We start from the raw sequence: 12,202 nt of genomic DNA on the forward strand, positions 1-12,202 counted from the left end.
AATGACATTTACCGCAAAGTGCACAAAGGTTTTGCGCAGAGTTCACTAAGCTTTGTCTTTATTTCGCTTTGCTTTGAGATCGCTAAGGGATTGTGAAAAATTAAAAACGTCAATAGTAGCGAAGTGGAAGGTGCACCAATTGGAACCTGTGTTTCTCACAAAGTCTCGAGACGCTCAGCCTGACAAAAATCGAGTGTAAAAAATCCGCGTAAATCTGCGTTTTCGCGACAGCGAATCTGTATCATCCGTGTGCCATTAAAAGCAAAGTAATCATAATAAAAACCACAAAAAAACTCCATTATTGCAATGGAGTTTTTATGAAAATAATAGTCTGAATCCTTTATAAAGTGGGATCATGATCTATTTTTTTGCTTTTGCGATAGAATCTCTTTTTATAGCAGATGTATCTGTAATTACAGTTGCTGTGTCTAATGTAGCGTCTACACTATCAATTGTTGTTTCGGTAGAATCAACATAGGTATTATCGGCTGGAATGGTATCGGTTTTCTTGCAGGAAAACGAAAGTCCGATTAAAATAAAAAGAAATGTGATTTTTGATTTGATTAGCGTTTTCATAATTTCATTTATTTCGTTAATAATTAATTATTTCAAAATTAGAGGTTTAGGTCTTTAATCCTTTACATGATTCTTAATTTTGTTTTATAAAATACTCATTATTAGTGAATTAAATATGTATTATTAAAAACTGAAAATTTCTTATGAAAACGAGTGCCCTAGCCCAGACAGGAGCGGCATCCTTTTGTGGTGGGGTTCAACACAAAAGATACAGTGGATGGCTGGATTAGCTTCTAATTATTAAATTGAAATTTTTATTTATTGTCAAGAGCAAAAGAAGTTCTGTCGATAGCAGAAAGCAATAAAGCAGCTGCGGCACTTGTGAGAACAGAATAATCAAAAGGGGCTTTTACGGAAACTGAAATGGCCATGGTGATGGAGAAAAGAAGCATTAATCCTGCGGTTCCTAAAGCGGCATATTTAGTTTTGAACCCGATGATTAAGGAAAGCCCAAAAGAGATTTCCAAGAATGTGGCCAAAGCGCCTAAAATTCCTGCAACGGATTTATTAACAAAAGAGTTTAAGGTGTGGGTGTAGGTGATAAAGTTGTCCCAGTTTCCCCACGCAACTCCGGGATCCCCGGGTGCACCCCAAAGTCCGAAACGGTCTGCAACGGCTGAAAGCATGGTGATTCCTAACACTATTCGTAAAATTAAGCCTGCTTGTGGTACTGCTATGTTTTTCATTTTTGTATTTATTTTTACGTAAATATAACAAGATGAGAAATAACTTTACAGTCCAGTTTTTATAAATGCTACAGCCCAGATTATTTTTTAAATCCGTCTTCTTTATCCTTAAAAGCCCATGTTGCCATTGCTTCGATAACGGGCATTAAACCCTGTCCTGCATTACTGAGTTTGTAGGTCACAAATGGCGGAACAACCGGTTTTGCCTCGCGAATCACCAGATTATCTGCTTCGAGTTGTTTAAGATGCTGAATGAGCATTTTCTCTGTAACTGCAGGAATCGCTCTTTTAAGTTCGCTGTAGCGTTTGCTTCCGCCAGAAAGATGATAGATAATAATGGGTTTCCAATATCCGCCAATTTTTTCCATAACATAAGTTACAGGGCATTGTTGTAAGGCATATTGCTTATTTTCCTGAATGGTAGATGATTCTTTGATTGCTGTCATTTGTGCATACTTTAGGGTAAGTACTTGTATAAAAGTAAGTACAAATATACCTTTGTTACAGATAATAAAAAAATAATTTAGCTATGAAAATTACAATCTCAGGTTCTTTAGGAAATATAGGAAAACCTCTAACTGCAAAACTAATTGCTTCTGGCCATGAAGTAATCGTAATTACAAGTAATAATGACAGAGTTGAAGCTATTGAAACTTTAGGCGCAAAAGCTGCTGTAGGTTCTGTAAGCGATGCTGCTTTTTTGAAAAATGCTTTTACAAATGCTGATGCCGTTTTTGCGATGACGCCGCCAAACTTAGGAGGATCTGATATTATTGCGAATACTACGGCTGCGGGTAAAGCGCTGGCAACGGCAATAAGCGAAGCAGGAGTGAAGCGCGTTGTAATGTTAAGCAGTATTGGTGCCGATTTGCCAGAAGGTACAGGACCAATTGCTGGACTTTATAATATCGAAAAAATATACGAAGGTTTAGAAAACGTATCGCTGACTTTTCTTCGTGCGGGATTTTTCTATACGAATTTGTATAATGATGTTCCGATGATTAAGGGAGCAGGAATTATTGGATCTAATTATCCATCAACCGCTAAAATTCCTTTTGTACATCCGGAAGATATTGCAGCTGCCGTTGCCGAAGAATTGCAAAAAACACCGTCAGGAAAAAACATTCGTTATATTGTAAGTGATGTACGAACTCCAATTGATGTTGCAAAAGTTTTAGGTGCTGCTATTGCCCAACCAGAATTACCATGGATTGAGTTTACAGATGAGCAAGCGCTTGGCGGAATGACGCAAGCCGGATTACCTGAGGAAATGGCAGGATTATACACCGAAATGGGTTCAGGTTTAAGAAGTGGTAAAATTCAGCATGATTTTTTAAGTAATACAATTGCTGTTGACGGAAAAATTAAGTTAGAAGATTTTGCGAAGGAATTTGCTGCAAGATTTTAAGCAAATCATATTATAGAAAAAAGCCGATTGTACAATCGGCTTTTTTTGTTTTCGATTTTTATTGATACAAGCCGATTAGATTTGGTAAATTTATACAGATATACAATCAACTTATACCATTTGTAAAATTTGATCTGCTAGTATCTTTGTACTATAAGACAACTTAAAATTAAAAATATGAAAGCTATAGGATTTAAAACTTCATTGCCCATTGCTGAAAAAGACAGCTTTATAGCATTTGAAACTCCAAAACCAATTCCGGGTAAACGTGATTTGTTAGTAAAAATAAGTGCTGTGTCTGTAAATCCGGTTGATTTTAAGATTCGTCAGAATAGTGCAAAAGATACTGTTCTGGAAACTCCTAAGATTATTGGCTGGGATGCCGTAGGAATTGTAGAAGCAATAGGAGAAGATGTGCGTTTGTTTGAGGTAGGCGATCCCGTATTTTATGCCGGGGATATTACGAAACAAGGAAGCAATGCCGAATATCAGGTTATTGATGAGCGAATTGTGGGTAAAAAACCAACATCATTAAGTCTCGAAGAAGCTGCTGTTATACCGTTAACAGGTTTAACTGCCTGGGAAATATTATTTGATCGTATCAGGATTAATCCTGAAAAGGACAAAGGAAAATCTATCCTAATCATTGGTGGTGCCGGTGGAGTAGGTTCTATTGCGATTCAGTTGGCTAAAAAAATTGCAGGTTTAACGGTTATTGCAACGGCATCCCGTCCGGAAACTATCGACTGGTGTAAAAAGCAAGGTGCTGATTTTGTTGTAAATCATAAAGATTTGGTTGCATCGGTTCGCGAAGCGGGATTTGAATATGTAGATTTTATTTTGGACTTTGTTGATACCAATGCCTATTGGGACACGATGGTCGAATTGATCAAACCTCAAGGACATATTGCCTCGATTACCGGAAGCAGTGATCCAGTTGTATTAAATAAACTAAAAAACAAAAGCGCCTCATTTTCCTGGGAATTAATGTACACTCGCTCGATGTTTGAAACTGATGATATGCAGGAACAACATAATATCCTGAATAAAATTGCTGATCTTCTGGATGATGGTACTTTAAAAACAACCCTTAACGAAACTCTATTGGGATTAACTGCAGAGAATTTTAAAAAGGCTCATGAGTTACTGGAATCTGGGAGAACTATTGGGAAGATTGCTATTAAGTTGTAGATAAAATAGAAATAAAAAGGAGGTTAACAAAAAACGAACCTCCTTTTTATCAATACTGAATAGTATACTCCTTTAATACTTTCGAAATCGAATTACTGTTCAATAATAGAAACAATACTTTTAGGAATTTCATCAAATCCTTCGATAGAATATGGTTTGATCAGATAGGCTTTTACACCCATCAAATCGCATTTTTCTTTATAAACAGGATTTATACTTGTCGAGTAAACAAAGCAGGGAATCGTTTTTAAGTTGTTGTTATTTAAAATTTGCTGTAATGCCTCAATGCCGTCAAGTATAGGCATGTTGATATCGGTAAGAATAATGTCGGGTGTTTCGTTTGAAGCATTTTCTAAAAAGTTTAAAAGTTCTTCACCATTTGCGACAAGACTTACTTTTGCAAAATCCGGATTTTTATTAAAGCTATGGCAGATAATATCTGCATCATCGATATCATCTTCGGCAATAATAATATGTAAGTTATATAAATGTGGCATTTTATAAGATTGGGAAATAAAGGTTAAATGTAGTACCCTCATTCAGTTTACTTTGTACAGTAATATTTCCTGAGTGGTTCTCCATGATTTTTTTGCAAATGGCAAGACCTATTCCGTTTCCGGAATATTCATTTTTGGCATGCAGACGCTGAAAGATAGTAAAAATTTTAAGCAAATGATTTTGTTCCATCCCGATACCGTTGTCTTTAATCTGAATTTTCAGGTATTGTTCAGGTTGATTTGGAATTTCAGATTCAAAATTATCAATTTGAGAAATTTGAATCAGCGGAAAATCCTCTTTTTTGCTGTATTTAATAGCGTTTGAAATAAGATTAGAAAAAAGCTGACGCATTTGCACTCTCGAAGCTTTTATGGTAGGCAATTTTCCTATTTGAATAACTGCTTTTTTATCCAATATTATAATTTCGAGATCATCACATACTTCCCTTATTATATCGACGAGATTAACGTCTGTACGTTCTTCCTGTGCAGTATGAGACGAATAACTGACTAAATCATCTACCAGCGAATTTAATCTTAAAGCAGCTGATTTCATGACATTCATAGATTTAGCATCAGCTTCAGAAAGATAGCTGGCATCTATTCGACCATTATACATTACAATTTTTCGAAGAGGTTCTTTAAGGTCATGCGATATTACATGAATAAATTCCTCCAGATTTGCATTTATTCGGTTCAATTCGTGAATTTTTTCTTCCAGATCTTTTTGATGTTGTATCAAAGCATCTTCGTGTTTTTTCTTCTCCGTCAGGTCTGTGATCACGATTCCAATTCCCTGAACAGCGGGTTCAAGATCTGTTACAGCTATATAGGCAGGAAAAGTATTTCTGTAGGTTTCTGTTTTAAATACAATTTCATGTGTGGTAATACCATATTTTAGAGCTTCGATGATAGGTACAAAATTGTCCTTACTATTAAAGTAATCATAAAGGTAGTTTCCAATTATTTTTTCGGCGGGTAAGCCTATCAATTTCGAGAAATAATCATTGCAATATAATATCAGTCCGTTTCTCGAAATACTCAGTGCACCTTGTCCAAATTTTTCGATCAGGAGCCTGAAAGTATAATCGGCAGTTTCTAACGAATAAAGTTGTGGGGTCCCGTTTGTATTGACCACCAATGCATCAACATCTCCCTCTTTTATGGCATCAACAATACTATTAGATTCATAAAGTTGTTCTTTTAGGGTAGCTATTTCAGCTTGTAGGGATTCTATATTTGTATTATTTTCCTTCAAATTATTCGCGTATGTTTAGGATTCTCAATACCTTTTCTTTATCTGATAAATCGCCAAGAATTATTCGTCTTGGTTCAGGATTTGTTTTTATCAGGGTAGGTATCGCCACTATTTGATGTATTACTGCCTGTTCTGTATCGCGGCTAATGTCTATAATTTCTAACTCGTAATTATCCTTGAGATATTGGTCGCATATTTTACGCAGGTTTTCGATAGCATGACCTGATTTAACAGACATACCCGAAACAAAAAGCATAAATTGATGTTTTTTACTTGAGCCATCAGCTGAATCGTCCATTTTTTTAAGAGTTTAAGGGTTTTATATTAAGCCCAACAAGTACTCGTTCCTCATTCGAAAGATCACCAATGATCTTACGAATAGGTTCTGGAAATTTTCTAACTAATGTAGGTACAGCAAAAATCTGATCACCTTCTGCCAATTGCGGATTTTTAAGTAAATCTACAATTTCGATACTGTAAATTCCTTTCAAATGTTCTTCGGCATATTTTTTTATATTTTCCAGTGCCGTTATTGATTTTGGCGTTTGACCCGCAATATATAATCGTAATTGCCATTCGGCTACAGCTTCTTTTTTCATTTTACTCTATTTTTTTTTCGAAGACATCTTTTCCTGCAATTCTTCTGTCGCTTTCAGGATACTTAATTCTTCCTCTGCAGATTCGAATTCATTTTTAAGTGCTTCTATATTAGCTTCAAGAACTCTGCGTTTTCGCTCAATTTCCCTGTCTTTCCTGCTAATTTCGTTCTGAAGTTTAATATCTGATATTGTTTTCTTGAACTGATGCGTTTTTCTTGCAGCACCTGTTAAAATACCCTGTGGACCCAATTCTACTTCCAGTAATTCTATACCATTATTGGTAATAACAAATTCCCTTACCTGATTAGAATGTCCCATTCCTCTGGCTTTTACAATAAATATACCGCGGTTTCTTTCGCCAATTCCTTCCATATCACGAACTGTAATCCAGGTATCTACCAGTGAGGATACAGATTCTTCTGCAAGATCGGGTCTAAAGTTATCCGTTTGTTTATTTAATGACGTAAAAAGAGCCGTAATATTGTTTGCTTTCAGCATATCAATCAGCCTTACCATCATCGAACGTACTTCGTGTTCACTTCCCACGGTAATTAGATTACTAATAGGATCGATAATAATTGTGGTAGGTTTAAACTCCCTGATTAATTTTCGAAGCGTAAGCAAATGCAACTCAAGACCGTTTAACGACGGACGTGACGAATGTATTTGTAAAGTACCATCGTCAAGATGCTTTTGAAGATTAACATTGATCGATTTCATGTTGCGAACCAATTGTTGAGGTGATTCTTCAAACGCAAAATATATTGTTTTTTCCTTCTTTTCGCATTGCTCATTAGCAAAGTAACATGCAATGGTGGTTTTAGCCGTTCCTGCTGTTCCTGATACTAATATATTACTTCCGCGATAAAATCCTCCGCCCTGAAACATTTCGTTTAATCCCGGAACTCCGGTCGAAATAACATCCGAAGAAACTTCGTTATCCAGTTTTAATGAAGTAATAGGCAATACCGAAATCCCGTCTTCATCAATAAGAAAAGGATATTCGTTTGTACCATGCGTTGATCCTCTGTATTTTACAATACGAAGTCTTCTGGTCGAAACCTGTTCAATAACACGATGATCCAGCACAATTACACAATCTGAAACATATTCTTCCAGTCCCTGACGGGTTAAAGTTGCTTCACCACGTTCTCCTGTAATAATTGCTGTTACGCCTTTGGTTTTTAGCCAATGAAATAATCTTCGCAACTCAGCTCTTAGAATCGCCTGATTGTCAAGACCTGCAAAGAGAGATTCTATAGTATCAAGTACAACGCGTTTTGCTTTTATCGAATCTATGGCGTGTCCTAACCTGATGAATAAACCATCAAGATCGTATTCGCCTGCTTCTTCAATTTCAGATCTTTCGACTCTTACGTGATCTACAACGAGTTTTTTATCTTTTTTCAGCTTTTCCAGATCAAAGCCAAGTGATTTTACGTTTAAAGTAAGATCATCAGAAGGCTCTTCAAAAGACATGAAAACTCCGGGTTCGTTATATTCTGTAATACCTCTAATAAGGAATTGCATCGATAACAATGTTTTTCCGCAGCCGGCACCACCGCAGATTAAAGTTGGTCGTCCTTTAGGGAATCCACCATCAGTAATCTCATCTAGGCCGTCTACTCCCGTAGGAGTTTTGGGAAATATAAAACTATGTGATTTTGATTGTTCTTGCACGCTATATAATATTCTATGTTACTCAAATATACGTTTTCCTAGAATATTAACAATTAATATTTATTAAAGATTTAACAGCTGTTTAGTGTAAAATGAAATATTTCACAAATACTTTGCATGTAAACATGGGAATAATGTAAAATTTAAGAAAAATTATAAAACAATTATTCTGTTTTATGATTTTTATGAATAAGTTGTTCAATATTTTTAGTGACAACTTTTTTATCTGAAACATTTTTGGCTAAGCCAAAGGCAGTTTCAAAATGTTGTAAAGCTTTTTGATTATCATGCCCCAAATATAAATGTCCAAGTAAAGAGAAATAGAAATGATTATCATTTAATTGTAGTTTTTCTGCTTCAGTAATTGCTTCTTGTTTACCCATTACTTTAGATAAAGCATAGGTTCTGTTTAAAGCTACAATTGGCGAATATTCTAAAATAATTAGATTATTATACAATTCTAAAATGTGCTGCCACTTTTCAGCAGTATCCTTTTTGTGCGTGTGCCAGTACGCAATTCCAGCTTCGAGATGATACTTTGAAAGTGTATTTCCAGTTGATGATTGACTCAGGAAATAAGTTCCCTGGTCTATCAATTCCTTACTCCAAAGTGATTCATCCTGATCTTCATATAAAATGATTTCCCCGTTTTCAGTTGTTCGAGCCTCAAATCTTGAAGAATGAAAACACATCAAAGCCATTAACGCATTCGTTGCCGGTAAATTGGTCGCTTTGTTCTGAATTAATAAATAAGTCAGGCGCATGGCTTCGGCACAAAGATCTTTTCGTAAAGTAGTATTTTGGGAAGTAGAGTAGTAGCCCTCAGAAAATAAAAGATAAATGGTTTTAAGAACCGTATCGATTCGTTCTTGTATTTCGGTTGGGTTTTGGTTTTGAATTTTGATGTTTTCTTCCTTAAGTTTCTCTTTGGCGCGATTTATTCTTTTATAAATCACTTCTTTATTAGAAAGAAAAGCATCGGCAATTTCGTTGATTCCAAAACCGCATAATAGATTTAAGGCAAGCGCAATCTGAGCTTCATCAGAATTACAGGGATTACAAACCGTAAAAATCATTGCCAACTGGCTATCAGCAATATTCTGTTCCGATAAGTCAATTTCGATTTCGGGATTGTTTATTGGGGAATTGTATTTTATTTCGGTTACAATTTTCTTTTCGAAAATGTCATTTCGTTTAAAGTAGTTTTTGGTTTTATTTTTGGCCACGGTATACAACCACGCCGTTGGATTTTCAGGAATCCCTTTTATCGCCCAGGTTTCGGATGCCGTCAAAAAAGTATCGCTCACAATATCTTCGGCAATCTCAATATGATGAATGCCAAACAGACTGCATAAAACCGAAACGATTTTTTGATACTCGGTTCTGAATAAATGAGGGATGAGTTCCTGGTTCATAAAAGTAAAGTTAAAACCCGTGGCCAATCATATTGGAATTTGGAATTTCGTGATTGGAATTTTAAATATTCTACATCGCCTGACGTATCTCTACATTTCCACCCAAGTTCAAAACCGGGCAACCTTGTGCAATTTTGGCAGCTTCGTCATAATCTTTGGCTTTTATGATAATCAATCCGCCAATAGATTCTTTAATTTCTACAAAAGGTCCGTCTGTAATGCCTTTTGCTTTGCTGACAATTTTTCCCTGTCCGTCCCATTTTTGCAAAGGTCTTGCTAGTTTATCTTGTGCGGCCAAACCTCCAAACCAATTTTGCCATTGTTGCAAATGTTGTTGCAATTCTTCCGGCGAAGGCTGATTTTCTTTGGTCGTAAAATCTCTTCTAAATATTAATATGAATTCGTTCATTGTTTTTTGTTTTAAAATTATCACTAATCAAATTTGTTGCGCATAATGGTTTTTAACACATAGAAACATAGTTTTTGTAAATTCAAAAAAGGCGTTTCACTTATTTCAAATTCACATAGCGATCTATCTGAAAGAAATAGATTTCTTTTTTAGGACTCTTTATACTGTAAAATCTATGTTTCTATGTGTTAGAATATATTTTTACTAATATATATAACCAAAAGCTCCATTATTATATGATACTAAGGCTGTCTTTTATCTGAGATATAAATTTAGTGTTTTACCCCAAATAAAAAACAGCCTGATGTATTTATCCAAATTGTCCCACTCTGTAAGTTCCCGGAGTATTAGGGAATGCAAGGTTAAAACGATTCCAGGTATTGATGGTGGTAATTACAAGTGTAAGATCGATTAGTTCCTCGTCTGAAAATTCGCTTTTTGCAATAACATAAACTTCATCATGAACCTGACAAGCTGTTACAGCTTCGGCCCAAGCGAGTGCAGCTCTTTCTCTTGAAGTATAATACGGAGTTTCTCTCCAGGCACTTAAACCAAATAAACGTTGCGGAGTTTCGCCAGTCGCCAAAGCTTCTTTTGAGTGCATGTCTAAACAATACGCACAACTATTAATTTGTGATACTCTAAAATCGACTAAATCTAATAATGATTTTTCAAGTCCTGATTTTTTGATATAACCGGTAATGGCAAATAAAGTACTTAACGCTTTTTGACCTTTTTCGAATGCATTGATTCTAGTTTCCATAATGTATAATTTTTAATGTTATACCCTAATGACAACTGAACTTTCAGGATTGGACAAATTTTCGAAAAAAAATATAGAATTTTTTGAATTGTTTTTTAAACCCTTGATTTTACTGGGGTTTAATGTGTTTTTAATTGATGATTAAATCGATGTTTTTAGAATAGTTAGACAATAAAGGTTTGCCATTAAAACTATTCGTCATTGTCCACGGTACAAGCTTTCCATTTTCGATGATTTCTTTTTTAGAATAAACCATACTAAAATACATTTCTAAATCATTTGGATTTTCCGGCATTGGTTTATTTTTGGACTCTTCGGGAATATCCTCATAATAATATCTGGATTTTTTTAAAACCGGATATTTGTTTAGTAAATATTCATTTAAAGTAAATCTCGGGCCATCACCTTTGTATAAATCATCAAATAAAATAGGAGTAATAGTCAGACTTTTAATATTCTGCTTTAAACTTTTGTATTGATCTGAAGTGGGAGAAAAATCAGATTCCTTCAAATTATCTTTTTCAGATAACTGCCTGATAACCGACAATCGGACATAATCGCCATTGATTTCGGTAACCTTAAAAACAAAATAATATTTTTGATAACTCTGACTTCCGTTAATACCCGTTTCTTTGCTAAAAATAAAACTTCCTAGTTGCAGTTGATGCTCTTTGGTATTCAGGGATTTTTTCCACATATAAGGTTTGTAGACTTTTTCTTTTAAGACATAAAAAGCAATTACAACAATAACAGAAATCAGCAGTATTTTTTTCATTTGTTCGGATAAATGTGAATTAAAAATTAAAAATTACGAATTAAAAATTACAGTTCACATAACGCTATGAGTTTTATTACAAATGAAATGACTTTTTCAGCTATAAAATCTATGTCTCTATGTGTTTTATAAAAAAAACTAAGCGCAAACTGTATTAAGAATCCAGCCAATTCTTAAAATTATTAATTTCCTTTTTGCTTAAAATAATAGGTTCATTATCCGGAAGCACAACATTCAATAAAATCTCTATTTTCTGGCTCGAATGTTTTATGATTTCCTGAATATGATGGCGGTTGATGATGTATTTTCGATTTATTTTAAAGAAAATATCAGGATTAAGTTTATTAATTAAATCTTTTAGATTGCTGTTATACAAATAACTGCTGCCGGAATTAGTATAAATATACAGATGTTTTCCTGTAGCATAAAAATAAGTGATAGAAGTATCGTTTATAGAAAGAAGTTTATCCCTGTGATTCACCAAAAAATGATGCTGAACGCTGCTTTGATTTTCAATTTCGACCAAAGATTCGACAATCAGGTTGGTATTAAAAGTTTCTTTTATGTTTTTATATTTGAGTAAAGCTTCGTGTAATTCCTCTTCTTCGTAAGGTTTTAGAAGATAATCTATAGTGAAATGTTTGAAAACTTTTACGGCATAAGAATCGTAAGCGGTAATAAAAATAACGGGACATGAAACACTTGCCTGCTCAAAAATGTCAAGACTTTTACCGTCGCCCAAATGAATATCCATAAAGGCAAGATCAACAGTATTTACTTTAAAAAAAGCAACGGCATCTTTTACAGATTTCAGTACCGTTATTTCATTAATCGAAATGATATTCTGCTGTTCTAAGATGGATTTGAGATAGCTTGAAGCCAAATGTTCGTCTTCAATAATAACTACTTTCATGACGTTTAATTTTCTGTAAAGTTAAAAAAAAA

At 34.6% G+C, this 12,202-nt stretch carries 15 protein-coding genes; 2 read left to right on the top strand and 13 right to left on the bottom strand.

Features of this window, described 5'->3' with window-relative positions; genetic code table 11:
* Positions 1-360 precede the first annotated feature (360 nt).
* The 3 genes from LNP81_RS16430 to LNP81_RS16440 all read right to left on the bottom strand — a co-directional run bounded on the left by LNP81_RS16430 (position 361) and on the right by LNP81_RS16440 (position 1,708).
* Complete coding sequence (locus LNP81_RS16430) at positions 361-576, bottom strand: hypothetical protein (RefSeq protein WP_230037655.1); 216 nt, start codon at positions 574-576, stop codon at positions 361-363.
* A 254-nt stretch (positions 577-830) separates the two neighbouring features.
* Entirely contained in the window at positions 831-1,262 is a 432-nt protein-coding gene (locus LNP81_RS16435) for a DoxX family membrane protein (RefSeq protein WP_230037657.1), read from the bottom strand.
* 80 nt (positions 1,263-1,342) lie between these two features.
* Positions 1,343-1,708, bottom strand: coding sequence for a winged helix-turn-helix transcriptional regulator (locus LNP81_RS16440; protein WP_230037659.1), 366 nt, complete (start codon positions 1,706-1,708; stop codon positions 1,343-1,345).
* A gap of 83 nt (positions 1,709-1,791) precedes the next feature.
* On the opposite strand from LNP81_RS16440, the gene LNP81_RS16445 reads away from it, so the two are divergent.
* Together LNP81_RS16445 and LNP81_RS16450 are read left to right on the top strand one after the other, a co-directional pair.
* A complete protein-coding gene (locus LNP81_RS16445; protein ID WP_230037661.1) occupies positions 1,792-2,670 on the top strand; it encodes an NmrA family NAD(P)-binding protein in 879 nt (292 codons plus the stop codon).
* A gap of 177 nt (positions 2,671-2,847) precedes the next feature.
* On the top strand, positions 2,848-3,861 hold the full coding sequence (locus LNP81_RS16450) for a zinc-binding alcohol dehydrogenase family protein (protein WP_230037663.1): 1,014 nt from the start codon (positions 2,848-2,850) through the stop codon (positions 3,859-3,861).
* A 92-nt stretch (positions 3,862-3,953) separates the two neighbouring features.
* On the opposite strand, the gene LNP81_RS16455 is transcribed toward LNP81_RS16450, so the two are convergent.
* The 10 genes from LNP81_RS16455 to LNP81_RS16500 all read right to left on the bottom strand — a co-directional run bounded on the left by LNP81_RS16455 (position 3,954) and on the right by LNP81_RS16500 (position 12,170).
* A complete protein-coding gene (locus LNP81_RS16455) occupies positions 3,954-4,358 on the bottom strand; it encodes a response regulator (protein ID WP_230037666.1) in 405 nt (134 codons plus the stop codon).
* 1 nt (position 4,359) lies between these two features.
* A complete protein-coding gene (locus tag LNP81_RS16460) occupies positions 4,360-5,616 on the bottom strand; it encodes a sensor histidine kinase (RefSeq protein ID WP_230037668.1) in 1,257 nt (418 codons plus the stop codon).
* A 1-nt stretch (position 5,617) separates the two neighbouring features.
* Complete coding sequence (locus tag LNP81_RS16465) at positions 5,618-5,914, bottom strand: circadian clock KaiB family protein (protein ID WP_230037670.1); 297 nt, start codon at positions 5,912-5,914, stop codon at positions 5,618-5,620.
* A gap of 4 nt (positions 5,915-5,918) precedes the next feature.
* Positions 5,919-6,215 (bottom strand): circadian clock KaiB family protein, encoded by a 297-nt coding sequence (locus tag LNP81_RS16470; protein ID WP_055092894.1) that lies wholly within the window; start codon positions 6,213-6,215, stop codon positions 5,919-5,921.
* A 6-nt stretch (positions 6,216-6,221) separates the two neighbouring features.
* Positions 6,222-7,895 (bottom strand): circadian clock protein KaiC, encoded by a 1,674-nt coding sequence (kaiC, locus tag LNP81_RS16475; RefSeq protein WP_230037672.1) that lies wholly within the window; start codon positions 7,893-7,895, stop codon positions 6,222-6,224.
* A 164-nt stretch (positions 7,896-8,059) separates the two neighbouring features.
* Positions 8,060-9,310, bottom strand: coding sequence for an RNA polymerase sigma factor (locus LNP81_RS16480; RefSeq protein ID WP_230037674.1), 1,251 nt, complete (start codon positions 9,308-9,310; stop codon positions 8,060-8,062).
* Positions 9,311-9,380: 70 nt separating this feature from the next.
* Positions 9,381-9,719, bottom strand: coding sequence for a YciI family protein (locus LNP81_RS16485; protein ID WP_230037676.1), 339 nt, complete (start codon positions 9,717-9,719; stop codon positions 9,381-9,383).
* A 310-nt stretch (positions 9,720-10,029) separates the two neighbouring features.
* Positions 10,030-10,482: a carboxymuconolactone decarboxylase family protein gene (locus LNP81_RS16490; protein WP_230037678.1), complete on the bottom strand. Its 453-nt coding sequence runs from the start codon at positions 10,480-10,482 to the stop codon at positions 10,030-10,032.
* Between the two features lie 130 nt (positions 10,483-10,612).
* Positions 10,613-11,257, bottom strand: a complete 645-nt coding sequence (locus tag LNP81_RS16495) for a hypothetical protein (protein WP_230037680.1) — start codon at positions 11,255-11,257, stop codon at positions 10,613-10,615.
* 154 nt (positions 11,258-11,411) lie between these two features.
* A complete protein-coding gene (locus tag LNP81_RS16500) occupies positions 11,412-12,170 on the bottom strand; it encodes a LytR/AlgR family response regulator transcription factor (RefSeq protein ID WP_230037682.1) in 759 nt (252 codons plus the stop codon).
* Positions 12,171-12,202 lie beyond the last annotated feature (32 nt).

This window comes from Flavobacterium piscisymbiosum, assembly GCF_020905295.1.
Lineage (GTDB): Bacteria > Bacteroidota > Bacteroidia > Flavobacteriales > Flavobacteriaceae > Flavobacterium > Flavobacterium piscisymbiosum.

Bases quoted from the DNA above. Each gene is read 5' to 3' on its own strand.
- LNP81_RS16430 (WP_230037655.1), bottom strand. From the start codon at position 576: ATGAAAACGCTAATCAAATCAAAAATCACATTTCTTTTTATTTTAATC.
- LNP81_RS16435 (WP_230037657.1), bottom strand. From the start codon at position 1,262: ATGAAAAACATAGCAGTACCACAAGCAGGCTTAATTTTACGAATAGTG.
- LNP81_RS16440 (WP_230037659.1), bottom strand. From the start codon at position 1,708: ATGACAGCAATCAAAGAATCATCTACCATTCAGGAAAATAAGCAATAT.
- LNP81_RS16445 (WP_230037661.1), top strand. From the start codon at position 1,792: ATGAAAATTACAATCTCAGGTTCTTTAGGAAATATAGGAAAACCTCTA.
- LNP81_RS16450 (WP_230037663.1), top strand. From the start codon at position 2,848: ATGAAAGCTATAGGATTTAAAACTTCATTGCCCATTGCTGAAAAAGAC.
- LNP81_RS16455 (WP_230037666.1), bottom strand. From the start codon at position 4,358: ATGCCACATTTATATAACTTACATATTATTATTGCCGAAGATGATATC.
- LNP81_RS16465 (WP_230037670.1), bottom strand. From the start codon at position 5,914: ATGGACGATTCAGCTGATGGCTCAAGTAAAAAACATCAATTTATGCTT.
- LNP81_RS16470 (WP_055092894.1), bottom strand. From the start codon at position 6,215: ATGAAAAAAGAAGCTGTAGCCGAATGGCAATTACGATTATATATTGCG.
- LNP81_RS16480 (WP_230037674.1), bottom strand. From the start codon at position 9,310: ATGAACCAGGAACTCATCCCTCATTTATTCAGAACCGAGTATCAAAAA.
- LNP81_RS16485 (WP_230037676.1), bottom strand. From the start codon at position 9,719: ATGAACGAATTCATATTAATATTTAGAAGAGATTTTACGACCAAAGAA.
- LNP81_RS16490 (WP_230037678.1), bottom strand. From the start codon at position 10,482: ATGGAAACTAGAATCAATGCATTCGAAAAAGGTCAAAAAGCGTTAAGT.
- LNP81_RS16495 (WP_230037680.1), bottom strand. From the start codon at position 11,257: ATGAAAAAAATACTGCTGATTTCTGTTATTGTTGTAATTGCTTTTTAT.
- LNP81_RS16500 (WP_230037682.1), bottom strand. From the start codon at position 12,170: ATGAAAGTAGTTATTATTGAAGACGAACATTTGGCTTCAAGCTATCTC.